Source organism: Mesorhizobium sp. M1088, from assembly GCF_040318575.1.
Lineage (GTDB): Bacteria > Pseudomonadota > Alphaproteobacteria > Rhizobiales > Rhizobiaceae > Mesorhizobium.
In genome coordinates, this window is record NZ_JAMYMO010000037.1 from 1 (window position 1) to 26,555 (window position 26,555).

Below are 26,555 nucleotides of genomic sequence, written 5' to 3' on the forward strand. Positions count from 1 at the left end.
CTCATGAACGTGAACACAACGCCCGGCCCAGGGATGCCATGGATAAAGAAACTTGCGTTCCTCGGTCCCGTGGGCGTTCTCTCGTCGTGTTGTACAACACCGCGCGGCCGCATTCCCAAATCGCCTGGCAGACACCGGCCGAGTTCGCCACCACCTTCAATCTGCGACGGTCGCTCGCGCTGCGCGATGCCAAAGGCTCCGCGCCAGCGCCCGTCGCTTCACCCGCCCAGCAGGGCACAACCCACGCCGGAAACGAACTCAAAACTGGATAGAAAATGGGGGCAACGTCAGGCTCGCGCTTGCCGCTGAAGGGCAAGGTTCGATCGCGGCGAGCGCCAGGATGAGCCGGGTGTTTCGGTCGTAGCGAGACTTTCCCCCTGTCCTAAAAGTCAGCACGAAATGATGACACTTAGGACAGGGGAATCGATCGAACGTCTGCGTTCAAAAGTGGTGAAGAGCTTAGGTTTATAGACCGGCGCGGAGGCTTCCATTGCCCGCGCCATAACTCCGATTCCTGATCTTGCGATCAAAGCGGTTAGGGAGCCGAAGCTCCCGCACCATGGGCGACTTGCCTTCAATCGCTGCATGGTCGGTGTTGTCGTTCCGCAATCTAGGGACTGACAGAGCACCGTCTTTTTGGCAGGTCTTTCATGCTGGTGAGAGCATCGGCGCTAACCGAGCCGGGCGTCCGATCATTTCCATCGGGGAGCGTGCGGCTAGATTTTCCGTTCGACCTGGCTGTCTGATAGCGCCCGTCCGGTGTCCGGGGTGTCGCCCTTGGTAGTGGTGCCAGTATGGTCCTTAACGGTAGCCGCGCGGACTTTTGCTCTTACAAACAGTATAGCAGAAATGTTCGCGACTTTCCGACAATTCGCAATCGGGTTTGCGCCCTTGTGGCGGCCAGTGCTGAATTCCATATATCTGTTTTATGCCCATCAAATTTCGAGGAACACAGATGATCAACCACAAAGAGCTTTTTGGAGATCGCCCTGACGGTTTCCACTACGTAATCGAGACCTTTGCCACAGAAATCGTGGGAGTGGGTCCGCAAGTGATAGGCAAGCATATTGCGCCCAATAACGAGTTCGAGGCCAAAGAGTATGCGCGACGCGCGATCGTCGATGACCGCGCGCTCCGTAAGATGGATCCCAGTGGAAACTTGCCGGCCCACGCCCGCGCAATCGATCCGAAAGGAATCGAGGTCTTTCGTTGCTCCATTGGCGACAAGGGTGGTCGCTGCCACCGCCGAGATTGATAATCTCGGACTCGACGGCCTCAAGCTCCTTCTTCAGTGCGTCGAGAGTTCCCATTCCATCGCGAACCCGTGCACTAGCGCAAAAATCCACGGCGGTTTTTACGGCGGCGTCCAGGCCGAGCCTGTAACCGCGGCCACCGAGGCGCCGCAAAGGTGCCGGCCAGCATCTTGCGCTCGAGCCCGGTGTCGAAGACGCCGGCCCGCTCCGAATAGAGCCCGGCCAGGCAGATGAGGAGCAACGGTCCGGAGAACACAGTTGCTCGGCGGGGATGGTGCGGGTCGGGTCGTGCACCGCCATGATGACGGCGCCCGCCGAAGCGAGCATCGCGAGCAATCGGACAGCAGGCACAGCATTCAAATCCCCGAAGGCGTCCGTCGACATTCGACAGGAGACAGATGGGGCGGCGCGAGCGCTGGCGCTGTACGACTGACGAAAGCGGCTCTCAATCCGAGGCGACGCCGTTCTTGATCCGTGTGAAGCGGCTTTCGCCTTCCTCCGGGCCGAAGCAGCTTTCGAAATCATTGCATACCCGGCAACTGGGCGCGCTGCACAGCGAAAAACCTTCGGCCTCGCAGAGCTTGCGGTAAAAGTATTTCTTCCATTTCATATTTTGGGTGTTGCCGGCCGCCAGCGTCGGAAAATGCGCGGCGAGCAGGCGGCCGAGGTCGCTTCGACTAAAAAGGCCAAGGTCCTGCCAGAGATGGTCATTGCGCATGGCACGCCGGGCGATGATCTTGGCGAAGCGGGCGCTTGCCGGATCGCGCGGCCGGGCATGCGCCAGCAGCAGTCCGCGCAGAAGTTCTTCCTCCAGATCCGGCTCGGGCTCGCGCACCTCTTCCAAGGCAAACGCGTTGATAGGAAAAGCAGGGAAACAGCGGGCCAGGACATCGCGCAGCTCGGCGCGCGCAAGGCCGGTTGCCTCCGTCGCCGTCGCCTCGCCGGCCTCGATCTCCTCGAGCGCACGTGAAAGCACACAGGCAAGCACATGCTGGTCGAACCTCCTCTCCAGCTCGATCTGCGGCCATCGGCCGGTGCTGAGCCGGGCATAGTGTTGGGCAAATATGGTGCCGTTCTCCTGGTTTGTCCTATCAAGTCATGCAGTGACCCGGCCGGCCGCAACATGGGTCGGGCAGTTCTTCGGGTAGAGGCAGTCGCGGATCGCCTCGCGGTCGAGTAGTTCGGTAGTTTTCGTCGATCGGCTCTGTCGCAAATTCTGTGATTGGAAGAGGTGTTTCGCGAACCCCCGCCCTGCCGTTTGCGCCTCAGGGGAACACTGGCGCTGGAAATGCCCCCGCGGAGTTGGACGTGGACCGTGCTGGGACAGAGGTCGCGTGCTGTTCTTTCCAGTGCGGCCACGTGGTCGACCCCATTCAAGCCCGCCTGACTCCCGACTTGAATGACGTCCTATTCAACCCGCGCAGCCGGTGTACGGTCGAGTTCCAGCGCACGTTCAGGACAGGATCGCGCGCCTCGCGATGCAGGCAGCTCCTCCCCTTCCGCAACTTCAATGTCACCAGGCAGGATGTAACCCTCGTCATCAAGCTTGAAGATGTCCGGCGCTTGCGCCGCACATCGCGCGTGACCCTGGCATTTGGCCTTTTGGACGATGATGCGCATGGCGCTGCCTCCATTGTCTGTGCCCCGACTCGGGGCGGGCCTAAGACCAGTCCAGGATCAAATTTTCGATCCCGAATACATGGCCGCCAGAGGTTATGGGTGCCGTACCCGGCTTGATCCTGAAAGCCGGGATGCGCGCCAGCCACTCCTCCAGGCCAACGACAATCTCCCGCCGGGCAAGGTGTGAGCCAAGGCAACGGTGGGGACCATAGCCAAACGCTGCGTGGCGGTTGTCCTCCCGCTCCAAATCGATCGTGTTGGGGCATTCGAATTCCGCCGGGTCACGATTGGCAATCATCGTGGCGCAGGAAACATAGTCCCCCCTCCGGATCGGCGCGCCTTCGAAGTCGATATCTTTCGTAGCCACGCGGATCAACTGAATGGGCGGATAGGCCCGCAGCAATTCTTCGGTTGCGAGCGGGATGCGGTCCGGTTCGCTCCGCAGCAATTGCTGATCTTTGAGGTTGCGCGCGAGGTACGCCAAGTCAAAGCCTATAGCTGCTGCGACCGTGTCGAGCCCAGCGACGAAGACAAGCACGCCGATGCCGCGGACTTGGGTGTCCGTCAGCCGGCGGCCCTCAACCTGTGCCTGCACGATAAAGGTCATGAAATCGTCAACCGCCTCCTGGCGGCGCATGGCTGCAAGTTCGTCGATGAATGCCACGATCGTCCGGGCAGCCACAGGTCGTTCCTTATCGTCGCCGTGGAGCAGATCTTTCCCCCAGCCGACGAATGTATCGAGTCGGTCATCGGGCAACCCCAGAAAGCGAAGAAAGGTGCTCACCGCGAAAGGAAAGGCAAAATCCTTCATCGCGTCGCAGCTTGTGCCCGACGCGGCGATCCTTTCGATCAGCTCGACCGCCCGTTCGCGGACAGCCGGTTCCAAAGCCAACACCCGCTTTGGCGAAAGCAGCGGATTGAGCAGTGAGCGAAAGACGCCATGGGCCGGTGGATCGAGCTCAAGCGGGATCGTCGGCCAGTTTTCACCCAGTATGGAGGAGAAGATGCTGCGATGGCTGGAAAAAGTCTCTGCGTCCTGCAGCACCTTCCGCTGGTCCGCGGCACGGGTGATGACCCAGGTACCCCGGCCATCTTGCGTGTTGTAGCGGGAGTAAAAGATCGGAGGCCCGTCATGTACGCAAGCGACAGCTGCGTGTGGATCCCCGTTGGGTGTTGGTGGCATCCCTGGCGATGTAAACAGGCTGAAGTCCCTCACCATTTCGGGCGGGACATGATCTGGAACGGGGTTGGTCGCCATTTTGTTTTCTCTACATTGGCGTTCATGGCTCGATTGAGCTTGCACCGCTGTTCATAAAGTCGATTTCCAGCATGGGCACGTCTCTTGTCGGGCGCCTTCTAGATTCTGTCGCCTGATACAGCCCACCTGCACCAGCGCGGATGAGATCGGTTGCGAAGTCGATCAGAAGGGGCATCTCCGCCGCGCTGCGGTCATGAAGCCGCCGCTTATCCCAGTTAGGGTTGAGAGGCTGGTCAATCACCTCTGAGCTCCGTGACGCACTGCTGATGCCCTGCTGATCAAATTGTCGAAGCAAGTCGCGTGCCGGATAGGCGTACCCATGGCGCTGCACCAAGCAATGCCAGCCTGCACTAGGCCCGCCGCTGATGATCACCTGTCCATCATTCTTAGGACAACGTCCGACAACCGACATCCGTGGTCGGTTTTGTCGAGTCCGCGACATCGGGCTGTTCGGCTTGGCTGCTGCTGCACAGCCTTCCGGTCGACGAGCGAGGAGATCGCTCGCACGGCCCGGATTGAGCAACGACGCGATCCAGCGCAAGGTTCGGGTGCGGTCCGACAAGACCCGGCCGCGCTTCCGCTTCGGTTCGGCGCTGATGGCATATGCGTTGTTGTAGCCGCTGCAAGGATTTCCGGTCAGACGAGCGATGCACTCGTGCGCAGCGATCCGGCCGGCGACGAGCCTGACTTTATCGATGAGGTCAATTCCGGCGTGCACACCTGACCGTCCGTATGCGCTGCGACGGCAAGCTCTATCGCACATGGACCTATATTTCCTCGCGAGCCGCTGTCGGAACGTGGTGCCGAGTCCTATGGCGGCCGGTTCAATCCGAGGGCCTGTCGGCACTCTACACATCCCTGTCGGTCGGACCGGGAACGCGTGGCAGACTCTCGGCCAGAAACCGCCAGTCGCTGCGCTCGCGTTCGCCTTCCTTGCGCGCGCCGAAGAACTGGATGATCATCTTGCCGTCGGCGCCATAGGCTTCAATGGACGTGACGTGACCGTCCCTCGTCGGCTTGCGCACGGCCCAGACCTCGCGGATTTGATGGGTCCTAAGATGCAGATGGAAGGTCTCGTCGAGCACATTGATCCGCGGCCCTATCTGCTTGACCGACTTGATCGGGCCGGAATGGATCTGGATGCAACCACGATTGCCGACAAAGCACATGATCGGCATCTCGTCTTCGGCCGCCTGTTGGAACAGGGCGCCAACGGCATCATTGTCGAGCTGCCAGGCGTAATCCTCGCCGGCCATACGCATCGCCTGGCAGCGGCTGAGCTTCAGTGTCTTCAACATATCGTAGAACTGATGCACGTCGCTCAGCCGGCTCCAGTGCTCGCGTAGGTCGTCGACCGTGGCGGCTTGGTCCGGACTCACTGCGTTATCGCCCGCCCCGCTCGCCTTGACCGATATGATCGGCTCCTGGTCGGAGGATGCGAGCTTTGCCGCCAGATTCTGATAGGCGTGCAGGTTCGAGGCGGGCCTGAGATGTACTTTGTGCATCGCCTCGCCGGTGGCATCAAAGAATTGCAGGCTGCGGCGGATCTCGGCTCCCTCGCGCTTCTCGACGGCGAAGCCATACGCCCACGCTTTCGGGAAGATGCGCAGGTCGATTTCGTCGCCGAGCACCATGGCATGCTGGTTGCCGGTGACCACTTTGTCGTAGACGCCGATCTTTTCGTGCACGGCACTTTCATTGCGGGTGAGCGCCATCACCTCGCCGACCGCTTCGAGGCCGGTCAGCAGGTCATCGACGCGCGGCTCGATGCGCACCGCGCCGTGACCACAATGCGCCGCGACCAATTCGGCTTCCGAAATGCCCAATCGAGCGGCGAGATCATGCTCCCGGATTTTCGGATTGTCTTCGCACGCCCGCTGGATTTCGTCCGGCGACGGTTTCTCGCGCTGGTCCATGTCTTACCCCTGCTTCCACCTACGTGTGAGGATCAGCTGCCCTGCCGGTGAATCTTCAGCCGATAGGGCGCGCCGTAATGCTCGACCCTGATCTGCTGCTGGCCCGTGAACAAAGTGTCGCTGGACAGCGTGCGCACGTCGTCGCACCCGCGCGAAAACCGGGGGTGCTATCGGAGCGGCGAGACCCGAGTGACACGAGCAGGCACATGCCGATGGAATCTCATCGAGCCGGTCGGTGGCCACCGGGCGGTGGTGAGCGATTGTGGGTGTTGTCGCAATCGGCCAATCGGTCATTCGGATGCCACGGGCGGCGCTGCTTCGCCAAACAAAGCGTGTCTGACCCAGTCCTGACATGTTGCTCCCTTGCTTCGCCGCATCGATCGCGAGGGCACCCACGACACGATTGTGGATCGGCAGTCTCTTGCCGCCTCGCCAGTGGAGCTTCAAAAACCGTGCCAATTGCGCCCAAGCAAGCTCAGAAGGAGTCTTCTGTAATGGTCGTTGGTTTAATGTGAGTTCAGCCAACAACTCAGGCCCAACATCCCGCGTGGCGGACCCGACAAACCCGACAGTACGTGTCGGTTGGCCGACACCTTCGCAGCATGGACTCACAAGAACCACGGCAGGGTCAGAGATGCCGCGCTGTGTTGAAACATTTTTTCGCTTTGGCACGGTGCATGCAACGTGATGCGCAAGCAGGTCCCGGACTGAGGAGAATGGACCCATGATTACGCTCACCGACAACGCTGTTGCCGCCATCAAGACTGCTCTTTCCCGCGCCAGCGAACCGGCGGAAGGCTTTCGCATCATGGTCCAGGCCGGCGGCTGCGCCGGCTTCAAATACTTAATGGGCCTGGAGAGCGTGTCGCGCGAGGGCGACGCGATCACCGAGACAGATGGGATCAAGCTGTTCGTGGACGCGGGCTCCCAAGCCCATGTCGCCGGCATGACCGTCGACTTCCTCACCGGGCTCGAATCTTCCGGCTTTGTCTTCGATAACCCCAACGCGCGCGAGAAGTGCGGCTGCGGCAAGTCCTTCAGTTGATCGCCCGAAGCGCCTCGCGGGTCCATGGAGCGATTGCCGCCGACGGACTCATTTGCGGCAGAGGAGGCTTATATGGCCGGCACAACAGATGTCCCTGTCCTCAAGAACAAGGCAAGGTCGAAGCCGATCTTGGGACCGGCAATCGGTTCCGGTAGGATGCAAAGAACGTCGCCTCCCGAAACAGTTCGGTTCTTGGTGGCACACGAGCTGCTGGCGGCCAAATCGCGCCGCTGCGCCAAATTCGGCTTATCGATAACGTTGTCGCGTTCGGGCGTCCTTACCTGCGGGCCGACAGGGCGACTGCGAACTTGTCCATATCGACGGAGATCCGGTCTGCGTCAAACTGTCGGGCGTCTGCGCCGGCTGCCAGTTCGGGCCCATCATCATCAACGGCATGCGCCAGAGGCTCAATGAGGCGGTCTCGCGCTCGCGTCATTCCGGTAAACTGAGGATCGCGCCTATGAAGCCTGTCTACCTCGACAACAACGCAACCACACGGGTCGATCCTGCGGTCGTGCAATCGATGTTGCCGTTCTTTACGGATCAATTCGGCAACCCTTCGTCGGCGCACGCTCTTGGCGCCTCAGTCAGTGCGGCGGTGAGAAAGGCGCGGAGGCAGTTGCAAGCTCTGATCGGCGCGGAGTTCGACGATGAGATCACCTTCACCTCGGGTGGGACAGAAAGCGACAATGCAGCGCTTCTTTCGGCGCTCGAGGCGGCGCCCAACCGAACCGAGATCGTGACGTCCGCGGTCGAGCATCCCGCCGTACTGACGCTCTGCGCGCATCTTGAGAAGACCCGCCGCGTCAAGGTGCACAGGATCCCGGTGGATTGCCGAGGCCGGCTCGACCTCGACGCCTATATGGCCGCCCTCACCCCACAGGTGGCAATCGTCTCGATAATGTGGGCGAACAACGAGACTGGTGTGATCTTCCCCGTGGCCAGGCTTGCCGAGTTGGCCAAGGAAGTGGGCGCCCTTTTCCATACCGATGCTGTGCAGGCGGTCGGCAAACTTCCGATGGACCTGAAGTCGACCGCAATCGACATGCTGTCGCTCTCCGGCCACAAGCTGCACGGGCCGAAAGGGATCGGCGCGCTTTTCGTAAAACGTGGCGTCAACTTCCACTCGCTGATCAAGGGGGGCCACCAAGAAAACAACCGGCGTGCTGGCACAGAGAATACGCCCGGCATAGTCGGGCTCGGCACGGCGGCCGAACTCGCCTTTAAATTCATGGATGACGAGACCACACGGGTAAAGTCGCTCCGCGATCGCCTGGAGGACGGGATTCTCCAGCGCATCCCAAGCACCTGTGTCACCGGTGATCCTCTGGAACGGTTGCCCAACACCGCAAACATCTCCTTCGAACATGTCGAAAGTGACGGAATTCCACTCCTCCTCAGCCGCGTGGGCATCGCGTGTTCCTCCGGCTCCGCCTGCACCTCCGGCTCGCTCGAACCGAGCCATGTCCTGAGCGCGATGAAAACGCCACACGCGGCAGTCCGCTTCTCCTTGGCGCGGGACAACGGCGAAGCGGACGTCGACCGGGTACTCGAGGTCATACCGGCAATCGTGGAGAAGCTGCGTGGCTTTCCCAGTTCTGGGCCGGGTAAGCAAAGCTCCAAAGACGTTCAATCCAGCCTATGCCTGAGCGGCAGCAGAACAGGCTACCGTTCATGACCCGTCATGTCTTTCTCAACGATACGACCTTGCGCGATGGCGAGCAGGCGCCCGGCGTCGCCTTTACCACGACGGAAAAGCTGGAGATCGCCGAGTCTCTTGCGGCGGCCGGCGTCACAGAGATCGAGATCGGCACGCCGGTCATGGGCGCCGGCGAGATCGAAACAATTCGCGCCGCGGTCGAGCGACGTCTCCCGGTTCGGCTCATGGCCTGGTGCCGGATGACGTCGTTGGATTTCGATGCAGCGATCGAGAGCGGCGTCCACGCCGTCAATCTATCGCTGCCTGCGTCGGACATCCAACTTGCCGCCAAGCTCGGCCTCGATAAGGCGGGAGCGCTCCATGTCATCGAGCATATGGTCAGGCGCGCAGCCGCCGCCGGCTTCTTCGTCGCGGTGGGCTGCGAGGATGCCTCGCGGGCCAATCGGGATCATCTCGCCCGCGTCATCGAGACGGCTGCACGCGCCGGCGCAAGCCGCGTCAGGCTAGCCGACACAGTCGGCGTTCTCGACCCGTTTTCGACCTTCGAACTTGTCGCCCAGCTCGTGGCGCAGTCTCCAATCGACCTTGAATTTCATGCGCACAACGATCTCGGACTTGCTGCCGCCAACACGCTGGCCGCGATCCGCGCAGGCGCGCGCCATGCCTCCGTCACCGTCCTAGGGCTCGGCGAGCGTGCGGGCAATGCCGCGCTGGAAGAGGTGGCCGCCGCGATGGCGGTCCTCGACGGCGCGGATACCGGCATCGAGCTGACCGCATTGCCCGACCTCGCCGCCCAGGTGGCTTGGGCCGCCCGCCGACAGACCGCGGCCATTAAGCCGGTCGTCGGCGCCGATGTTTTCACCCACGAATCCGGCATTCACGTCGCAGGGCTGCTGAAGGACTCGCGTACTTATCAGGGGCTCGATCCGGCTCTCGTGGGCCGCTGCCGGCGTATCGTCATCGGCAAGCATTCCGGCGCCACTGCGATTGCCCATGTGCTGAGCGAAAGCGGTCGCGATCTCGACCCGGATCTGGCAGCCGCGATGGTGGCCCGCGTCCGGCGCGAGGCGACCGAGACCAAATCGACCGTCACTGCAACTCAACTGGTCGAGCTCTACGATGGAATGTGCAGCGAGGCATCCCTCGCGGAGCTGTGCGGGTCCAGGTCAGCCGTGCGCGAGCGCACCGACACCACGGTTTTCCGACCAGGGAGAATGCAATGAATTGTTCCGCTGACAGCCGCCCCATCGATGTCACCGACATCCTCGCACGACTGAAGCGCCTGTCGGCTGCGGAGGAGTTCTTCGCAGTCCTTGGCGTCTCCTATGATCCGAAGGTGCTGAATGTCTCGCGGCTCCATATCATGAAGCGCGTGGGCCAATACCTTGCCGAAGAAGATTTCTCCGGTCTGCCCGACCAGGTGATTGCCGCGCGGGTGCGCGCGACGCTCGAACGCGCTTACGAGGACTTCGCGGTTTCCTCGCCGCTCACCCATCGGGTCTTCAAGGTGCTCAAAGACCACGATCCGAACAGACCTGCCACGCCGGGCCGCACCTTTGTCCCGTTCGACTCCGTACTGAAGCGGTTCGGACAGGAATGACCGCGACACGGGTTGTGACGCGACAATGTCGAGAAGCCGACAAATCCGGTCATCACCACGGCGCCCTCAGAAGCAACCAAGCGAAGTTCTAGGAATAGTGGGCAGCGCAAACAGTTGGCACGAATGATGCGCACCAAAGAGATAACCGCCAAGCCCGCATCCGGACAGGAGCCTAGAGAAACCGCCAATGCACATCGTAATCTGCATCAAGCAGGTGCCGGACTCGGCACAGATAAGGGTCCATCCGGTGACGAACACGATCATGCGCCAGGGTGTTCCGACTATCATCAACCCTTACGACCTGTTCGCCCTCGAAGAAGCTCTCAGACTGCGCGACGCCTATGGTGGCGAAGTCACCGTGCTCACTATGGGTCCGCCCATGGCAGAGGACGCGCTGCGCAAGGCGCTCGGTTACGGCGCCGACCGAGCGGTGCTCTTGACCGACCGCTATTTTGCCGGCTCCGACACGCTGGCGACCTCGTTCGCCCTTTCCCAGGCAATCGCAAAAGTTGGCGAGACGTTCGGCACGCCAGACCTCGTCTTCACCGGCAAGCAGACGATCGATGGCGACACCGCCCAGGTCGGGCCCGGCATCGCCAAGCGCCTCGGACTCCTGCAACTGACCTATGTCGCGAAGATCGCCTCTATTGACCTTGCTGCACGCGAGATCAAGGTCGAGCGCCGCTCCGAAGGCGGCACACAGATGCTGAAGAGCAGGCTCCCTTGCCTCATCACTATGCTGGAAGGCACAAACGAGATCCGCCGGGGCTCGATCCAGGACGCCCTGTGCGCCGCGCGCAGCCAGGTCTTGAAATGGAGTGCGGCCGATGCCGGCATTGAGGATCTCACCAAATGCGGCCTGCGCGGTTCACCGACGGTCGTCAAGCGCGTTTTCGCGCCTCCTGCGCGGGCGGAAAAGGCGGCAAAAATCGACACCGCCGATATGGCCTTGCGCGATGTCGCTGACGAACTCATCACGGCAATCTTCACCCGCCAGCCGGCATTGGAACATGAGCTCGCCTTCAACGGCGGCGCGTGAGAGGGCAAGGAGCAGACGATGTCGACCGCGAACCGAGAAACCCCTCGCCCTGCAGCCGGCCGTGCCGGCATAAAGAAGGAGCTGCCCGCGCATTTCAAAGACTACCGGCACGTTTGGGTTTTCATCGAGCTCGAACGCGGCCAGGTCCATCCCGTATCATTCGAACTGCTCGGCGAAGGCCGCAAGTTAGCAGACAAGCTTCAGGTCCAGCTTGCGGGCGTCGTGCTTGGACCGCCGGGAGAGGCCATCGGGAATGCCGTTGCCGAAGCGTTCGCTTATGGCGCCGACCTTGTCTACATCGTCGAGGCGCCGCTGCTCGCCGACTATCGGAACGAGCCATTCACCAAGGCGATGACGGATCTGGTCGATGCCCACAAACCCGAGATCCTTCTTCTCGGCGCCACCACACTCGGCAGGGATCTTGCCGGCTCCGTGGCGACGACCTTGCAGACAGGGCTCACGGCCGACTGCACCGAACTTGATGTGGATACCGACGGATCGCTCGCCGCCACCCGTCCGACTTTCGGCGGTTCCTTGTTGTGCACGATCTATACGCTCAATTTCCGCCCCCAGATGGCGACAGTGCGACCGAGGGTAATGCCCATGCCGCAGCGGGCGGACAAACCGGTCGGGCGTGTCATCCGGCACAAGCTCTCGGTAGCCGAGGACGAGATCGTTACCAAAATCCTCGGCTTCCTGCCGGATAGTCAGTCGGCAAAGGCAAATCTTGCCTATGCCGACGTCGTGGTTGCGGGAGGCCTCGGTCTAGGCGCGGCGGAGAACCTGCAGCTTGTGAAGAATCTCGCGCGGGCAATCGGCGCCGAGCATGGCTGTTCGCGCCCGTTGGTCCAGAAGAGCTGGATGCCAGCTGATCGGCAGATCGGCCAAACTGGCAAGACCATCCGGCCGAAGCTTTACATAGCGGCCGGGATTTCCGGCGCCGTCCAGCATCGGGTTGGCGTGGAGGGGGCGGATCTCATCGTGGCCATCAACACCGACCCGAACGCGCCGATTTTCGATTTCGCTCACCTCGGGATCGTCACCGACGCGATCCGCTTCCTGCCCGCACTGACGGAAGCCTTCACCCGGCGGCTGTCGCCCCACAGTCGCGACAAGCTTGCGAGCTAAGGGATGGACATGATTGAGGAACAATTCGACGCCATTGTTATTGGGGCCGGCATGTCCGGAAACGCAGCTGCTTACACCATGGCCAGCCACGGCCTGAAGGTGCTGCAGTTGGAGCGGGGTGAATATCCGGGCTCCAAGAATGTCCAGGGTGCCATCATGTACGCGAACATGCTGGAGAAGATCATCCCGGATTTCCGGGACGATGCGCCTCTCGAGCGGCATTTGGTTGAACAGCGGCTTTGGGTGATGGACGACACATCCCATACCGGGATTCACTATCGGTCGGACGACTTCAATGAGGCGAAGCCCAACCGCTACACGATCATCCGTGCCCAGTTCGATAAATGGTTTTCGCGTAAGGTGCGCGAGGCCGGCGCGACGGTTCTGTGCGAGACCACCGTGACGGAACTCATCCGTGACGCCAAGGACAGGGTGATCGGCGTCCGCACAGACCGGGCCGGCGGAGCCATCTACGCGGACGTGGTCGTCCTCGCAGAAGGTGTCTGCGGACTGCTTGGCACCCGGGCCGGCCTGCGCGAGATGCCGAAGCCGCAAACCGTGGCGCTCGCCGTCAAGGAAATGCATTTCCTCCCCGAAGAGGTCATTGAGCAGCGGTTCGGCCTCAAAGGCGATGAAGGCTGCGTGATCGAGGCGGTGGGCACGACCTCCCGCAGCATGGCCGGGCTCGGCTTCCTCTACACCAACAAGGAGTCGATCTCACTGGGCATTGGCTGCCTCGTCTCCGATTTCGCCGCGATGGTCGAGAGCCCTTACGTCCTCCTCGACGCCCTAAAAAGCCATCCTTCGATCCGGCCGCTGATCGCCGGCTCGGAAGTGAAAGAATATTCCGCGCATCTCATTCCCGAAGGCGGCTACAAGGCTATTCCGCAGCTCTTTGGCGACGGTTGGGTCGTGGTCGGCGATGCCGCGCAACTGAACAACGCCATTCACCGCGAGGGTTCGAACCTCGCCATGACCTCCGGCCGCATCGCGGCTGAGGCAATCATCGAGGTCAGGAGCCGCAACGGTCCTATGACCAAACGGAATCTCGCCCTTTACAAAGCCATGCTGGACAAGTCCTTCGTGGTCAAGGACCTAAGGAAATACAAAGACATGCCGGCCTTGCTCCACACCAATTCCTGCAATTACTTCACGACTTATCCGCGGTTGATGTCGCAAGCCGCGCAGAACTTCATGCGTGTCGACGGCACGCCGAAGATCGAGAAGGAAAAGGCGACCACGGCGGCCTTCATCAAGGCGCGCTCGCGCTGGGGGCTGGTCAGCGACGCGGTCCGCCTCGCATTGGCGTGGCGCTGAGGGGAGACGAAATGACGATCGCAGTGACGAAGTCACGTGTCGAGGACAAGCTTTACCAGAACCGCTACTTGGTGGATTCCGGCCGTCCGCATATCAAAGTGCGACCGCACGAGAGGCCAAGCGCGAACTTGCTCGCGCTGACCCACATCTGCCCGGCGAAATGTTATGAGTTGAACGACAAAGGTCAAGTGGAGATCACTGCCGACGGCTGCATGGAGTGCGGCACCTGCCGGATTTTGTGTGAGACCAGTGGCGAGATCGAGTGGAACTATCCACGCGGCGGTTTCGGAGTCCTCTTCAAATTCGGATGAGGACGCACGCACCGTATCAAGAGGGTCAATCTTGGTACACCTGAGGTCGCGACCAACGCCAAGTCTATCTTTGCTTGAATTGCCGCGCTACGAAGAGAAGCTCGTGAATACTGTGCTTTCAGAATTCAGACTCAGACACAAAAGGAGGAGCACTCTGGACGACAACCGCTGAGGTGTTTCCATGGCTCACGTACCGCAAGATCGGGTCGACGAGGTAGCACCTCGGGATACCCGCCCTGAACCGCCCATCAAAAGCATGCCCCAAGCAGATATCGCGCTCAGGGGACTCTACGAGATATCGAAGGTGCTGACCGCCCCCAGCGAGCTGGAGATTACGCTCGCCAATGTCGTGAACATCCTGCCTTCGTTTCTGCAGATGCGTCACGGAGCAATCGTCGTCCTGGACGCTGAAGGAGAGCCGGAGATTGCCGCAACTGCCGGCAATACCCACGCACCTCAATCAGGCACTCGCCGCGTCATACCACAGGCCATAACAGATCAAATCGTCGCTACGGGGACGCCGCTCTTCATACCGGACGTCCGCAAGTCCCAACTATTTCAGGCTGACCTTCAAACATCTTCGAGCAGCGGCACCATCCCAATTGCCTTTATCGGTATCCCGCTAAAGGCTGATCATAAAATCCTTGGGACATTGTCGATCGACCGCGCCGGAGACGGCGCCACCGACTTTCGCGACGACGAGGACACATACTTCCTGACGATGGTCGCCAACCTTGTCGGCCGGACGATCCGTCTCCATCGCATCCTGAGTACAGATCGTCAGCGGTCTGTCCATGAGCAATGGAGACCGGAGAAATCGCCCAACGAGGGGAGGACCTACGACCCTGCCCGGCATGCGGATGTCAAAATCGACGGGATCATCGGGGAAAGCCCCGCACTCAAGCAGGTGCTCGAAACCGTCTCGGTCGTAGCAGGGACCAATTCCACCGTGCTACTGCGGGGTGAAAGCGGCACCGGCAAGGAATTCTTTGCGCAAGCCATCCATAAGCTCTCACGTCGGAGGAAGAAGTCTTTCGTCAAATTGAACTGCGCCGCACTGTCTGAAAGCGTTCTGGAGTCAGAACTGTTTGGGCATGAAAAGGGCGCTTTCACGGGTGCTATCTCCCAGCGCGCCGGTCGTTTTGAATTGGCAAATGAGGGAACGCTGCTACTTGATGAAATCGGCGAGATTTCGCCGGCCTTTCAAGCCAAGCTGTTGCGTGTCTTGCAGGAAGGCGAGTTGGAGCGAGTCGGCGGCACCAAAACGCTACAGGTCGACGTGCGCCTCATATGCGCCACCAACAAGGACCTCGAGACGGCCGTCATAAAAGGGGAGTTCAGGGCCGACCTTTATTACCGCATCAATGTGGTGCCAATTATCCTGCCTCCGCTCAGAGAGCGACCCGGCGATATTCCACGCCTTGCGAACGCCTTCCTCAATCGATTCAACAAGGAGAACGATCGCGCACTCGCCTTCGCGCCGTCGGCGCTTGACCTGATCTCGCAATGCTACTTCCCTGGTAACGTCCGCGAGCTGGAGAACTGCGTCCAAAGGACGGCCACACTTGCGCGTTCAAGGACGATCACGCCATCCGATTTCGCCTGTAAGAAGAGCCAGTGCCTTTCCTGGCTCCTCTGGAAGCGAGTCGACCGCTCGAATGGCGGCAATACCATCGACGATCTCGCACGGGTCAACGCAGTGCCGGTCGGATTGCGGCTGCCGGCCAGTCGCATCGGTGCCTCCGCAGGCAACGTATCTCCCCTTGCGGCCGGCGATCCAAACGATCCCGCTTGTCCCCCGCGTCTGACGGAACGCGACCGGCTGATCGACGCGATGGACAAGGCCGGTTGGGTTCAGGCCAGGGCGGCTCGTATCCTCGGCCTCACGCCGCGGCAAATCGGCTACGCGCTGCGCCGATATGGCATCGAGGTGAAGAAATTCTAGACGTCTTGATGACGTCAAACGTAAGCCCGGAGTAGTCTCCCTCACACCCTTCGCGCCCAAGGCTGGTAGCCTTCGCGACCCGATTTGCTTGTCCACTGTCGGAAGCCCGACAAAGGTGTGTCGGAGTAATCCGACGGAATCCGACACGAAAGCCAATTCGTGAACCAAAACCGCTCTTTGAGCTGGCATAGCTCTTGCGGTTTGAACTGCGACATTCACCCAGCAACGGAGCCGTTCGATGTCCGCACCGGCAATTTCGCTTGAGAGCCTCAGCACGACATTCGGTGACCAGTTGCTTGCCACCGTGAAAGCCGGTGGCTGCGCGTCTTCGTCCTGCGGCTCGTCGATAAAGCCGGACGACACGGATCCGGCTATCTGGGAGAAGATCAAGGATCACCCCTGCTTTTCAGAAGAGGCGCATCACTATTTCGCGCGCATGCACGTCGCGGTCGCGCCCGGCTGCAATATCCAGTGCAACTACTGCAATCGCAAATATAACTGCGCCAACGAAAGCCGGCCTGGGGTGGTCTCCGAAAAGCTGACGCCCGACCAGGCGCTACGCAAGGTGATCGCGGTCGCCAACGAGGTGCCGCAGCTTTCCGTGCTCGGCATCGCCGGACCTGGCGATGCCTGTTACGACTGGAAGAAGACGAAGGCAACGTTCGAACGAGTCGCCAGGGAAATCCCAGACATCAAGTTTTGCATCTCCACGAATGGGCTCGCGCTGCCGGACCATGTCGATGAGCTTACCGACATGAATGTCGATCACGTGACGATCACCATCAACATGGTCGACCCTGAGGTCGGTGCAAAGATCTATCCTTGGATCTTTTACGACCATCGCCGCTACGTCGGCATCGAAGCCGCCCGGATCCTGCACGAGCGGCAGATGTTGGGCCTGGAGATGCTGACCGCGCGCGGCATCCTCACCAAAATCAATTCGGTGATGATCCCCGGCGTGAACGATGAGCATCTGATCGAGGTGAATAGATGGGTCAAGGAGCGAGGCGCGTTCCTGCACAACCTCATGCCGCTGATTTCGGACCCGGCGCACGGCACGCACTACGGACTGAGCGGGCAACGCGGCCCAAACGCAATGGAGATGAAGGCTCTTCAGGATCGTGTCGAAGGCGGCGCCCAGTTGATGCGCCACTGCCGGCAGTGCCGGGCAGATGCCGTCGGCCTGCTCGGAGAGGATCGTGGCCAGGAATTCACAGTCGACCGAATTCCCGGCGAGGTCACCTACGATGCCAGCAATCGCAAGGCCTATCGGGAGCTGGTCGCGGAGGAGCGCCGTGATCACGTGGCGGCTAGGAGAGAAGCGATCGGATTGGTCAAGGCAGCGAGCCCCCGCAAGTCCCTTCTCTTCGCGGTGGCGACCAAGGGCGGCGGCCGCGTCAATGAACATTTCGGCCATGCGAAGGAATTCCAGGTTTATCAAGCCTCGCCGAGAGGGATCAGTTTTGTCGGGCATCGCAAGGTCGAGCAGTATTGTCTCGGCGGCTGGGGCGGAGAAGCCGCCCTCGATGGCGTCATCGCTGCGCTTGAGGGCATAGATGTCGTGCTGTGCGCCAAGATCGGAAACTGCCCGCAGGATCAGCTCGCCGACGCTGGAATCCAAGCCACCGACGCATATGCCCACGACTATATCGAGACCGCAATCAGCGCGATTTACGCGGCCGCGTCTGGGACCCCCGCACTCGCGGCGACGGCCTGAGCGCGTCTCATCCATTCGGACCAGGAGTTAAAATGGCTTTCAAGATCATCGCGTCCCAATGCACCCAATGCGGCGCCTGCGAATTCGAGTGTCCCTCCGGCGCGATCAAGTTCAAAGGCGAGAGCTATGTGATCGAGCCGCAAAAGTGCACCGAGTGCGAGGGGGTCTTCGATGCGCAGCAATGTGCCTCGGTATGCCCGGTGCCGAAGACCTGCGTTCCTGCGTGACGAACATTGGGCTGCCGACATGGTCGGGGATGCCTTCGCAGGACGCCTGGAACGCCTTTGTTCACAATCTGCAGCCTCAAGAGAAATCAGGGAACGGACATGTCGCTCGGACGCGAAGAGGAGGTCGAAATCCGCAGGCCTCCACGATTCATACCGGGAGAGCGGGTACGTGCCACTCGCCACATAAAGAATGACGGCACCTATCCTGGCAGGGAGATCGGCGAAAATCTCGTGCGGAAGGGCGACGAGGGATATGTGCGCGACATTGGCACCTTTCTCCAGCAGTTCTTCATCTATGCGGTCGAATGGATCGACCGTGGCACCGTCGTCGGCATGCGAGCGCGTGAACTGATGAGCCTCGACAAAGCCGAGGCGCCCTGCAGTGCTGAAAACAATACCAATGAAGGGACGGCCAGATGAAAGTCATGATCCGCAGGACCGATGCTGGCTTGTCGGCGTATGTCCCCAAAAAGGACCTCGAAGAGCCGATCATCAAGCTTGAGAAGGAAGAGTTGTGGGGCGGAACTGTGACGCTCAGGAACGGGTGGCGGCTCCTCCTACCCGATCTTCCACGGGATACGCGTCTGCCGATCACCGTCGAGGCAAGGAAGGTTTCCGAAGAGGACTGATGCTGCCCGTTCATAAGGTGCGTCGCGAGGAAACGAGCATGAACACGATCCTGACATCGGGCCACCTGGTCATCGTGCGGGACAGTTTTGCCGAAAAGCTGCTTGACCTGGCGAAGGAAGCGCTCGCCGCCGATCAGGTGATCCCCTATCTCGGTCCGGGTCTTCTTGGGTTCAACTGTGCGGAACCGCCTGTGCCGCATACGCCCGAGGTCGTTGCCGCGGCACTCAATGCACGGGCGCCAGCCCCTTCCAGGATCCGCACCAATATGTGGTCGGTTGCGCAGTTCATCGAACAGCGCCGGCATCGCCGGACGCTTCAAGCTTGGATGACCGACATATTCGCAGCGCCGGTGGCGCCGACCCTCCTCCACGCCTGGCTCGCAAGGCTGCCGCTCTCCCTCATCGTCGACAGCTGGTACGACGGCGCGATGCGCACGGCTCTCGTAGAGACCGGCCGAACGGACGTCGTTGAGATACAAGGCGTCACGCGGGCGAACGAAATCCGGGACATTTGGACGAAAACCTACGATCTGTCCGGGAGGGAACTCGACCCCCGATCGGGGGCAAAGACGGTTCTCTATACACCTCACGGGAGTATTAGGCCGGCGCAAAACTTTCTCGTCGCAGATTCCGACTATGTCGAAGTCCTGACCGAAATCGATATCCAGACACCGATCCCAGACGTGGTGAAGGAAGGGCGCATCACCCGTGGATTTTTCTTCGTTGGCTGCCGCTTCAACGATCAGATGCTGCGCACCTACGCCAGGCAGATCATGAAGCGCTCCCGAGGTCCACATTGCGCGGTAATGGACGCGGAAACGCTGACCAGAAACGAAGCGCGTTTCCTTGCGGCAAGCGGAATCACGGTGATCGACATGCCAGTAAGTGAAGCCGCGGCTCGGCTTATAGGAACGGGCACTGCTGCAGGTGGTGGACAGGATTAACAATGGCGGGCCCCTTTGATGATTGGTCCTTCGGCTTGCCTCGAAGGCGCAAAATGCAGTCGGGAATACACCCGTGAGCAGTGATGCTATCGGCAGCGCAACGAACGCTCTGAATTCGTTGACCCATGTGGAAGCGGCGCGCTGGGGCAGGGATTTGAGTACGCTGTTGCGCATCACGCGTATGAATTTGCGGCATCCCTGGCAGGTCGCCTTCGCTATGGGCTCGACGATCATGGCGGCAATCCTCCAGTTGCTCATTCCCCAGCTTCTCGGCCGGGCCGTCGACCAGACCCAGACAGCCATCGGGGGCGGTGTCGCGGGGACCGCGGCAGGACAAGCGCTCTGGACCCCGGCTCTCCTGCTGCTCGCCGTCAGCGCGCTACGCGGCCTTTTCACGATGGCGCAGAACTATTTTGCCGAAGCCGTCGGGCATCATGTCGCGTACGAACTGCGGCTCGCCTACTACGACAAGATCCAGCGTCTCAGCTTTTCCTTTCACGACCGGGTCCATTCAGGCGATCTGATCACCATCGGAATGCTCGATCTCCAAGGCGTGCGGATGTATTTTTCCACCGCGCTCGTTCGCGTGCTCCTGCTCACCATGCTGATCGGGATCGGCGCCTACATGATGATCTCGACCGATCCCATGCTCGGCCTGGTCGCGCTGAGCTTCGTGCCTTTTGTCGCCTGGCGCTCATCGGCCACACAGCTTAGGCTGCGCGCCACCTGGCTCGACCTGCATGAGCGGCTTTCGGTACTAAGCCGCGTGATGGAGGAAAATCTCGCAGGCATCCGCGTGGTCCGCGCTTTTGCGGCTCAAGCCTACGAGATGCTGAAGTTCGACGGCGCTTCCAAGAACGCGCTCGACCTCGCCCACGACCGCGTTGACATCTACGTGCCCAGCACGTCGGCGATGACCTTGTCCTTCTTTTTCGCAATGGGATTGGTGCTCTGGATCGGTGGCAGCAAGCTCGTCGCTGGCGAGATCAGCGTCGGAACGGTGGCGACCTTCCTGACCTTCATGACAATCCTGCAAATGCCAGTCCGCCAGATCGGCCTCATGGTCAATGCCTTTGCCCGCGCTTCTAGCTGCGGTTCGCGGCTTTTCGGTCTCCTCGACCAGGAGATCACAATCAGGGATGCTCTCGAGGCCAGACCGCTCGAGATAAGCGACGGCACTCTGCGCTTCCACAATGTCTCGTTTGCGTACCCCAGCGCCGAAAACCGCGCCATTTTGAAGAACCTCAGCTTTGAGGCCCGTAGAGGCGAGACGATCGCGATCGTCGGTCCGCCGGGTTCGGGCAAATCGACGATGGCTCATCTGGTCCCCCGCTTTTACGACGTGACCGGTGGCGCCATCACGCTGGACGGCCAGGACGTACGCAATGTCACCCTCGCGACGCTTCGCAAGGCGGTCGCCGTCGTACAGCAGGATGCATTCCTATTCACCACTACGATCGAGAACAACATCGCTTATGGCGATCCCTGGGCGAAGAGACAGCGAATCGAACGCGCTGGCGAATTCGCCCAGCTCCACAACTACATCCTCGGGCTCCCAGCAGGCTACGAGACGGTCGTGGGCGAACGCGGCGTCTCTCTCTCTGGCGGCCAGCGCCAGCGTCTCACGATTGCTCGCACCATGATGCTGCGCCCCTCCGTCGTCGTTTTCGACGACTCAACGGCCGCGATCGATGCCGGCACCGAGCAGCGCATCCGCGCGGCGATGCGGCGCTTCGCCAAGGATCGGGTGACGATCATCATCGCGCACCGGCTGAGTGCGCTTGTGCATGCCGATCAGATCCTTTTTGTCGATAACGGCGAAATCGTAGAACGCGGCACGCATCAAGAGCTTTTGGCGAAGCGGGGACGCTACAGGGCCCTTTACGATCTCCAGACGCGCCCGGGTGATGACAATATGACCCAGTATGGGGGCGCCCGCTGATGGCGCAGGGCCGCGCCGGCGAAGTCGAAGCCGAACGTGACGACGGCAGACGCCCTCCGCGCGCGGTTGTCGGCTCGCACCGCATCGAGGAGGAGATGTTCGGCCGGGCTTTCGACAAGAGCATCCTCCGGCGCATCTGGGCTTTCGTCCGTCCCTATCGGGCCAGGGTAGTCATCACGATTGCAGCAATGCTGATCTTCACCGGGACGCAGCTTCTCATCCCGTTGATCATCCGCTACGCGCTCGACCAGGGCATGAACCCGGCAAGGACCGATCGCTCAGCCCAGCTCGCGGCCGTCGGCGCGTTCGTTTTGGCGATTTTGGTCAATTTCGCTGCCGGCTACATGCAGGAAACCGTGGTTGGGAAAGTGGCCGAAACTGTCCTGTTCGACATCCGCCGCGCCATGTTTGGCCATCTGCAGAAGGTTTCGCTCTCCTTCATGGACAAGACCGAGGTCGGACGCCTCATGTCGCGCCTGCAAGGCGACGTCAACTCCATACAGGAATTCCTCGAAACCTCGGTATATTCCGTAGGCGATGTTGCGCTTCTCTTCGGCATCGTTTTCGTAATGCTGTGGCTCGACTTCCGCCTCGGCCTCCTGACGCTCTCGGTTCTGCCGGTCCTGGTGATCGTCCGCATTGTCTGGCTGCCGCGTGCCCGCGACGCCTTCATGGCCGCACACGAGACTAATTCCGTCGTCAACGGCGCGCTGGCCGAAGCCATTCACGGCGTGCGCACCGTCCAGTCAATGGACCGCCAGCAGGTGAATTTCATCCTTTTTGACGACAAGGCCCATGCCAACCTCAGGACCCACCTGATCGCTGCCAAATATGCACTGGTCATGGTGCCTATCGTCGATGGCCTCACCGGCCTCGCCATGGCCGCCGTTATTGTGGTCGGCGGCTCGATGGTCATGAATGGCCGCATAGATGTGGGCGTATTGGTTGCCTACCTATTTTACATCCAGCGCTTCTTTGACCCGATCCGCTCACTCACCCTGCAATATTCGGTCATGCAGCGCGCCATGGCCTCAGGCAAGCGCCTGACCGATGTGCTCGACGTCAAGATCGATGTTCAGGACAAACCCAATGCCGAGGTGCTTTCGCCCGAAATGGACGGCTCGGTCGAGTTCAGGGACGTCACCTTCGGCTACAATCCGAACCGTTCGGTGCTGAAAAATGTCTCCTTCCGGGTCAATCCCGGCGAGACGGTCGCACTGGTCGGGCCGAGCGGTTCTGGCAAATCGAGTGCGATGGCCCTGGTCCACCGCTTCTATGATGTTCAGCAGGGCCAAGTGCTGGTCGGCGGATATGATGTGCGCGATCTCACCCAGGAATCGCTCGGCCGCCAGGTCGCCATGGTGCTGCAGGAGCCATTCCTGTTCACCGGGACGGTCTTCGAGAACATTCGATACCACAAGACAGAGGCCACGCGAGACAAGGTGATTGAGGCGGCCAAGGCGGTCGGCGCCCACGACTTCATCATGAGCCTCGCCGATGGGTATGAGACCCAACTTGGCGAACGCGGCGACAACTTATCTCTCGGCCAGCGCCAGCTTATCAGTTTCGCCCGCGCCCTCGTCGCCGACGCCAAGATCCTCGTGCTCGACGAAGCTACCGCCAACATCGACAGCTACACGGAAATGCAAATTCAGAAGGCTCTGATAAAGCTGCTTGAAGGCCGCACTGGCCTCGTCATCGCCCACCGTCTTGCCACGACCCGGGGTGCCGACCGCATCATCGTGCTTCAGAATGGCCAAGTTATTGCGACTGGCAACCACGATCAGCTAATAGCCATGGGGGGCCTGTATTCCAAACTCTACAATCTCAACTACGCCTCCTTTGACGATATGCCCGAACACGATATGACCGTACAAGCCGGCTCCCAGACCTGACGTCTTGGCGGCCTTGTGGTACTGGCATTGACTTCGGGCGTGCCGGCGGACACTCAGGCCGCCGCAGACGAGGAAGCAGGCAGCATTCATGCAAAGCACTCGCGCGGATCGTGAAGACCGGCTGCGAACGATTTCCTCCAGCGTCGTTATCCGACCGCGGTGCACCCCGCGACATCGGGCGAACTCGCTCCAGGTGGTGTCGCTCGGCGTAGCAAAGCCGCTCGCGAGCGCGCCCTCAACAGCGCCGTAGCGAGTGACGGCTTTGCTACCGCCGAGCCACTGATGAAGCTGGATCTGGGCGCCGCACCGGCGCCGCCCCGGTCGAGAAGAACCTCTGCGGCGGGCTATGGGCAACGACTAGCGCGAGCGCGACGAGCAGACGCGTGCCGGCATCGTGACGCGCTCGGCCATCATCTTCTTAGGATCGTGCAGGTTCACACGATGGCCCAGACGCCAGCCAACGCACAAACCCCTGGTAATCTGTGCCGCCGGCTCGTGGTCAGTTTGGCCTCCCTCCCGATTGCCCGCCCCACCACGTGCACGCTCGAGCACGTGGATGTGAGGGAGCGCTGTTACAACGATTTAACCTTCAGATCAGACCGCGAATTTCACGGTCAGACAAGTCGAGCCATGATTTCGGATTGAATGGTCGTCGCGGTGTACAGGGAAGCATCTAGCGGCAAATTTCCAAATGCCAGTTGACAAAGCAGGTAGTTGGCACCTGCCTCTTCCAACTGATCTAACAGAGCTTTTCGCACAGATTCTGCTGATCCTACCACGCACAATTCACGCTCTACTGCCTCATTGAAGGTCAGCGGCAGGTTTGGTGGAGTCGGGATGGCATTAAGGTCGTAAAGGAATTGGAAGCTCTTGAGCCATCGTTCGTAAGCAGGTGCCGCGATCGAATACGCGTCTGTTTCAGAACGCCCAATCACCACCATTCGGAGCAATCCAATAAATAGCGCTCGATCGCCCGTGTCAGTGTTGTCCTCTCGATAGGCGCGGAAGGCATCTGTAGTTTTGCGAACAGAAGAGGAAGGCCCTACACACGCGATGTTTGCTCCATTCGCAGCGGCCCAGGCTGCGGACTCGGGTCGATTGGCGGCGACCCATGTCGGCGGATGTGGACGCTGATGAGGTCTTAGCGTCAAAGGAACGTCATTGAGCTCAAAATGGCGGCCTTGATAGCACAGCGTGCCAACCTTCATGGCATTAACAAGTATTTCAACAAGAATTTCGCTGGCTTCCGCATAGCGGCCCGGCACCGCGTCCGCACCAATCCCGAAGTAACCCAATTCGATCGGGAGAGCACCGCGCCCTATGCCCAGTTCGAGCCTGCCACCGCTCAACTGGTCCAGCATACAGATCTCTTCGAACGCACGCAGCGGATGATAAAGCGCAAGCAGCATCACCAAGGGTCCGAGACGCAGGCGCCGGGTGCGCTGGGCGACGCTCGATAAGAACAGATTCGGCGATGGACCTCTCCCATGGGGGGTACAGTGGTGCTCTGCGAGATGATAGGCATAGAACCCTAGCTGATCGCACGCCTCTGCTAATATCAGGCGATCTTCGTACTGCCGGGCGATATCGCGGCCGTCCTCGTCCAGATGATCGAAGATGCCGAAGGCTAGGTTTGAAGGAAAGACGTTTGTGACTCGATATTGTCCCCGATTTTAAAGAAAAATGTTGTCGTGCTTGGGTGACCAAGCAAGTCTAAAGATAGCAATGTGTGATATCGGATTAGCGTCAGCGTACCGAACGAGAAGAGCCTGGCGCTCCCCTGCCCGTGGTGCTTGGTATGTTTAAGCTTCCAACTATATCGCGAGCGGCAGCAAGAAATGCATCCAATTGCTCTTTTGTGCCGATGCTGACGCGGATGCAATGTTCCAAACCATTGTCCGGAAAGTAGGCAACGAGTATCTTTTGCCTTTCCAAGGCTGCTTGCCACCATGAGCCGTCCTGTCCCGCTGGCACACGGGCTAGCAAGAAATTTGCGTGGGAGGGCGTTACGGAAAATCCAAGTTGCGACAGTGCGGCTGTCACTCGCTGTCGTTCATGTCTGATGTGCTTGTGGTTCTCTGCGTAGGCGCCGCGATGCGCAAGCACGCTGATACCAACCGCATGCCCGATCACGTTCATGTTGAAGACGTTCTGGATGTTGCGCAGCCTGCCAATAATCTCAGGGTGACCGAAACCGAAACCGACGCGAATGCCGGCGGCGGCATAGCTCTTCGAAAATGTTCTCAAGATCAGAAGGTTCGAATAACGGTTGATGAGGCGCAGCCCGTGATCGGGTGCAAAGTCGACGTAGGCCTCATCAAGGACGACCAGGCGATCCGATTGTGCCACGAGGCGTTCGATATTGCTTATCGAGAGGAATGTTCCGGTCGGATTGTTTGGATTGGCCACCAGAATGAACTTGGCGTCTTTTGCCGGACCGGAAAGCAATTGCTCCATTGGCAGCGAACGAGTTTGACATCCGATCTCGAGAAACTCAGCACCATGCAACATGGCAAGTTTGCGGTTGAACGAAAACCCTGGCGATATCATCGCCACCTTGTCGCCAGGGGCGAGGAAAGCTCTGTAGATGAGTCCGAGCAGTTCAGACGACCCATTGCCTGCGATGACCTGATCCGTGGATACGCCATAGGTATTGGACGCTGCTTCCCTCAAGCTGATGTTATCGTCGTCCGGATACAGATACTGGCGCTGGAGGGCCGCCACTGCACTTTGCATTATGATTGGCGGCAACGGAAACGGGTTCTCATTCGTATTCAGCTTGACAAAACTTCTGTCCGGCGCTGGTCCGTTGGACGGCAGAGCATCTAACTGTCGCGTCCCTTGCGGAAGAGACGAAAGCACAGCTTGCAGTTTTGCATCGGACATATTTTATCTCCGTTTCAGTCGCACAGGGGCATCCGTATGAGCTCGCAACGAGAGCAACATGGCGGACGGATTGACGATGGCAGCGTCGCCTTTCACAAGATGGTCGCAACGCCGGCTGCCACGGGAATTCGGCCAGGCTGTCCTCGGTCGGATCGACTTGACGCGGACGCGGATCTGCATCCCTGCGCGGGCCAAGCCGCTAAGCGGTCTCAGCTAATCCGCC

Annotated in this window: 25 protein-coding genes and 2 pseudogenes; 18 read left to right on the plus strand and 9 right to left on the minus strand. The window is 60.3% G+C overall.

Features of this window, described 5'->3' with window-relative positions; genetic code table 11:
- A pseudogene (locus NKH49_RS27775) lies at positions 1 to 272 on the plus strand (IS3 family transposase); the annotation flags it as partial.
- A gap of 683 nt (positions 273 to 955) precedes the next feature.
- Complete coding sequence (locus tag NKH49_RS27780) at positions 956 to 1,255, plus strand: hypothetical protein (RefSeq protein ID WP_352639898.1); 300 nt, start codon at positions 956 to 958, stop codon at positions 1,253 to 1,255.
- 146 nt (positions 1,256 to 1,401) lie between these two features.
- Here the strand turns inward: NKH49_RS27780 and NKH49_RS27785 are convergent.
- From NKH49_RS27785 to hemP, 7 genes and pseudogenes are all read right to left on the minus strand, one after another.
- A pseudogene (locus NKH49_RS27785) lies at positions 1,402 to 1,509 on the minus strand (ABC transporter permease); the annotation flags it as partial.
- Positions 1,510 to 1,698: 189 nt separating this feature from the next.
- The gene (locus tag NKH49_RS27790) at positions 1,699 to 2,319 is read right to left on the minus strand and encodes a nitrogen fixation protein NifQ (RefSeq protein WP_352821090.1); all 621 of its coding nucleotides are present in this window, start codon (positions 2,317 to 2,319) and stop codon (positions 1,699 to 1,701) included.
- Between the two features lie 341 nt (positions 2,320 to 2,660).
- A complete protein-coding gene (locus NKH49_RS27795) occupies positions 2,661 to 2,873 on the minus strand; it encodes a ferredoxin (protein ID WP_023678231.1) in 213 nt (70 codons plus the stop codon).
- Positions 2,874 to 2,913: 40 nt separating this feature from the next.
- Positions 2,914 to 4,131 (minus strand): cytochrome P450, encoded by a 1,218-nt coding sequence (locus NKH49_RS27800; protein WP_023678232.1) that lies wholly within the window; start codon positions 4,129 to 4,131, stop codon positions 2,914 to 2,916.
- Between the two features lie 22 nt (positions 4,132 to 4,153).
- Complete coding sequence (locus tag NKH49_RS27805) at positions 4,154 to 4,849, minus strand: hypothetical protein (RefSeq protein WP_352928823.1); 696 nt, start codon at positions 4,847 to 4,849, stop codon at positions 4,154 to 4,156.
- 130 nt (positions 4,850 to 4,979) lie between these two features.
- Positions 4,980 to 6,047 (minus strand): hemin-degrading factor, encoded by a 1,068-nt coding sequence (locus NKH49_RS27815; RefSeq protein WP_023678235.1) that lies wholly within the window; start codon positions 6,045 to 6,047, stop codon positions 4,980 to 4,982.
- A 32-nt stretch (positions 6,048 to 6,079) separates the two neighbouring features.
- A complete protein-coding gene (hemP, locus tag NKH49_RS27820; RefSeq protein WP_023678236.1) occupies positions 6,080 to 6,184 on the minus strand; it encodes a hemin uptake protein HemP in 105 nt (34 codons plus the stop codon).
- Positions 6,185 to 6,771: 587 nt separating this feature from the next.
- Here hemP and NKH49_RS27825 point away from each other — a divergent pair.
- The 16 genes from NKH49_RS27825 to NKH49_RS27900 all read left to right on the plus strand — a co-directional run bounded on the left by NKH49_RS27825 (position 6,772) and on the right by NKH49_RS27900 (position 23,446).
- The gene (locus NKH49_RS27825; protein WP_352820997.1) at positions 6,772 to 7,092 is read left to right on the plus strand and encodes a HesB/IscA family protein; all 321 of its coding nucleotides are present in this window, start codon (positions 6,772 to 6,774) and stop codon (positions 7,090 to 7,092) included.
- 460 nt (positions 7,093 to 7,552) lie between these two features.
- Entirely contained in the window at positions 7,553 to 8,770 is a 1,218-nt protein-coding gene (gene nifS, locus NKH49_RS27830) for a cysteine desulfurase NifS (RefSeq protein ID WP_352928825.1), read from the plus strand.
- On the plus strand, positions 8,767 to 9,975 hold the full coding sequence (gene nifV, locus NKH49_RS27835; protein ID WP_352928827.1) for a homocitrate synthase: 1,209 nt from the start codon (positions 8,767 to 8,769) through the stop codon (positions 9,973 to 9,975). Before nifS ends, nifV begins: the two co-directional genes overlap by 4 nt.
- A complete protein-coding gene (gene nifW / locus NKH49_RS27840; protein WP_352577709.1) occupies positions 9,972 to 10,352 on the plus strand; it encodes a nitrogenase stabilizing/protective protein NifW in 381 nt (126 codons plus the stop codon). The genes nifV and nifW overlap by 4 nt, the downstream gene beginning before the upstream one ends.
- Before the next feature lie 187 nt (positions 10,353 to 10,539).
- The gene (locus NKH49_RS27845; RefSeq protein ID WP_352924240.1) at positions 10,540 to 11,391 is read left to right on the plus strand and encodes an electron transfer flavoprotein subunit beta/FixA family protein; all 852 of its coding nucleotides are present in this window, start codon (positions 10,540 to 10,542) and stop codon (positions 11,389 to 11,391) included.
- Between the two features lie 18 nt (positions 11,392 to 11,409).
- Positions 11,410 to 12,519: an electron transfer flavoprotein subunit alpha/FixB family protein gene (locus tag NKH49_RS27850; protein WP_352924238.1), complete on the plus strand. Its 1,110-nt coding sequence runs from the start codon at positions 11,410 to 11,412 to the stop codon at positions 12,517 to 12,519.
- Positions 12,520 to 12,528: 9 nt separating this feature from the next.
- Positions 12,529 to 13,836, plus strand: coding sequence for an FAD-binding protein (locus NKH49_RS27855; protein WP_352928847.1), 1,308 nt, complete (start codon positions 12,529 to 12,531; stop codon positions 13,834 to 13,836).
- Between the two features lie 11 nt (positions 13,837 to 13,847).
- Positions 13,848 to 14,147, plus strand: coding sequence for a ferredoxin family protein (locus NKH49_RS27860; RefSeq protein ID WP_352639916.1), 300 nt, complete (start codon positions 13,848 to 13,850; stop codon positions 14,145 to 14,147).
- A 181-nt stretch (positions 14,148 to 14,328) separates the two neighbouring features.
- Complete coding sequence (gene nifA, locus NKH49_RS27865) at positions 14,329 to 16,092, plus strand: nif-specific transcriptional activator NifA (protein WP_352928830.1); 1,764 nt, start codon at positions 14,329 to 14,331, stop codon at positions 16,090 to 16,092.
- A gap of 238 nt (positions 16,093 to 16,330) precedes the next feature.
- Positions 16,331 to 17,809: a nitrogenase cofactor biosynthesis protein NifB gene (nifB, locus tag NKH49_RS27870; protein WP_352928832.1), complete on the plus strand. Its 1,479-nt coding sequence runs from the start codon at positions 16,331 to 16,333 to the stop codon at positions 17,807 to 17,809.
- Between the two features lie 32 nt (positions 17,810 to 17,841).
- The gene (locus tag NKH49_RS34990; RefSeq protein ID WP_023678248.1) at positions 17,842 to 18,036 is read left to right on the plus strand and encodes a 4Fe-4S dicluster domain-containing protein; all 195 of its coding nucleotides are present in this window, start codon (positions 17,842 to 17,844) and stop codon (positions 18,034 to 18,036) included.
- 99 nt (positions 18,037 to 18,135) lie between these two features.
- Complete coding sequence (locus tag NKH49_RS27880) at positions 18,136 to 18,456, plus strand: nitrogen fixation protein NifZ (protein ID WP_352639920.1); 321 nt, start codon at positions 18,136 to 18,138, stop codon at positions 18,454 to 18,456.
- Positions 18,453 to 18,665: a putative nitrogen fixation protein NifT gene (nifT, locus tag NKH49_RS27885; RefSeq protein WP_023678250.1), complete on the plus strand. Its 213-nt coding sequence runs from the start codon at positions 18,453 to 18,455 to the stop codon at positions 18,663 to 18,665. Before NKH49_RS27880 ends, nifT begins: the two co-directional genes overlap by 4 nt.
- A 38-nt stretch (positions 18,666 to 18,703) precedes the next feature.
- On the plus strand, positions 18,704 to 19,609 hold the full coding sequence (locus tag NKH49_RS27890) for an SIR2 family NAD-dependent protein deacylase (RefSeq protein WP_352924232.1): 906 nt from the start codon (positions 18,704 to 18,706) through the stop codon (positions 19,607 to 19,609).
- Between the two features lie 73 nt (positions 19,610 to 19,682).
- Positions 19,683 to 21,551 carry an ABC transporter ATP-binding protein gene (locus NKH49_RS27895; protein ID WP_352825246.1) on the plus strand — a complete coding sequence of 623 codons (1,869 nt, stop codon included), beginning with the start codon at positions 19,683 to 19,685 and terminating at the stop codon, positions 21,549 to 21,551.
- Positions 21,551 to 23,446 carry an ABC transporter ATP-binding protein gene (locus tag NKH49_RS27900; protein WP_352928835.1) on the plus strand — a complete coding sequence of 632 codons (1,896 nt, stop codon included), beginning with the start codon at positions 21,551 to 21,553 and terminating at the stop codon, positions 23,444 to 23,446. Before NKH49_RS27895 ends, NKH49_RS27900 begins: the two co-directional genes overlap by 1 nt.
- A 614-nt stretch (positions 23,447 to 24,060) precedes the next feature.
- Here the strand turns inward: NKH49_RS27900 and NKH49_RS27905 are convergent.
- Positions 24,061 to 25,065 carry an LLM class flavin-dependent oxidoreductase gene (locus NKH49_RS27905; protein ID WP_352928849.1) on the minus strand — a complete coding sequence of 335 codons (1,005 nt, stop codon included), beginning with the start codon at positions 25,063 to 25,065 and terminating at the stop codon, positions 24,061 to 24,063.
- 127 nt (positions 25,066 to 25,192) lie between these two features.
- Entirely contained in the window at positions 25,193 to 26,332 is a 1,140-nt protein-coding gene (hisC, locus tag NKH49_RS27910; protein WP_352853874.1) for a histidinol-phosphate transaminase, read from the minus strand.
- Positions 26,333 to 26,555: the final 223 nt, after the last annotated feature.

Bases quoted from the DNA above. Each gene is read 5' to 3' on its own strand.
- NKH49_RS27780 (WP_352639898.1), top strand. From the start codon at position 956: ATGATCAACCACAAAGAGCTTTTTGGAGATCGCCCTGACGGTTTCCAC.
- NKH49_RS27795 (WP_023678231.1), bottom strand. From the start codon at position 2,873: ATGCGCATCATCGTCCAAAAGGCCAAATGCCAGGGTCACGCGCGATGT.
- NKH49_RS27800 (WP_023678232.1), bottom strand. From the start codon at position 4,131: ATGGCGACCAACCCCGTTCCAGATCATGTCCCGCCCGAAATGGTGAGG.
- NKH49_RS27815 (WP_023678235.1), bottom strand. From the start codon at position 6,047: ATGGACCAGCGCGAGAAACCGTCGCCGGACGAAATCCAGCGGGCGTGC.
- NKH49_RS27825 (WP_352820997.1), top strand. From the start codon at position 6,772: ATGATTACGCTCACCGACAACGCTGTTGCCGCCATCAAGACTGCTCTT.
- nifS (WP_352928825.1), top strand. From the start codon at position 7,553: ATGAAGCCTGTCTACCTCGACAACAACGCAACCACACGGGTCGATCCT.
- nifV (WP_352928827.1), top strand. From the start codon at position 8,767: ATGACCCGTCATGTCTTTCTCAACGATACGACCTTGCGCGATGGCGAG.
- nifW (WP_352577709.1), top strand. From the start codon at position 9,972: ATGAATTGTTCCGCTGACAGCCGCCCCATCGATGTCACCGACATCCTC.
- NKH49_RS27845 (WP_352924240.1), top strand. From the start codon at position 10,540: ATGCACATCGTAATCTGCATCAAGCAGGTGCCGGACTCGGCACAGATA.
- NKH49_RS27850 (WP_352924238.1), top strand. From the start codon at position 11,410: ATGTCGACCGCGAACCGAGAAACCCCTCGCCCTGCAGCCGGCCGTGCC.
- NKH49_RS27855 (WP_352928847.1), top strand. From the start codon at position 12,529: ATGATTGAGGAACAATTCGACGCCATTGTTATTGGGGCCGGCATGTCC.
- NKH49_RS27860 (WP_352639916.1), top strand. From the start codon at position 13,848: ATGACGATCGCAGTGACGAAGTCACGTGTCGAGGACAAGCTTTACCAG.
- nifA (WP_352928830.1), top strand. From the start codon at position 14,329: ATGGCTCACGTACCGCAAGATCGGGTCGACGAGGTAGCACCTCGGGAT.
- nifB (WP_352928832.1), top strand. From the start codon at position 16,331: ATGTCCGCACCGGCAATTTCGCTTGAGAGCCTCAGCACGACATTCGGT.
- NKH49_RS34990 (WP_023678248.1), top strand. From the start codon at position 17,842: ATGGCTTTCAAGATCATCGCGTCCCAATGCACCCAATGCGGCGCCTGC.
- NKH49_RS27880 (WP_352639920.1), top strand. From the start codon at position 18,136: ATGTCGCTCGGACGCGAAGAGGAGGTCGAAATCCGCAGGCCTCCACGA.
- nifT (WP_023678250.1), top strand. From the start codon at position 18,453: ATGAAAGTCATGATCCGCAGGACCGATGCTGGCTTGTCGGCGTATGTC.
- NKH49_RS27890 (WP_352924232.1), top strand. From the start codon at position 18,704: ATGAACACGATCCTGACATCGGGCCACCTGGTCATCGTGCGGGACAGT.
- NKH49_RS27900 (WP_352928835.1), top strand. From the start codon at position 21,551: ATGGCGCAGGGCCGCGCCGGCGAAGTCGAAGCCGAACGTGACGACGGC.
- hisC (WP_352853874.1), bottom strand. From the start codon at position 26,332: ATGTCCGATGCAAAACTGCAAGCTGTGCTTTCGTCTCTTCCGCAAGGG.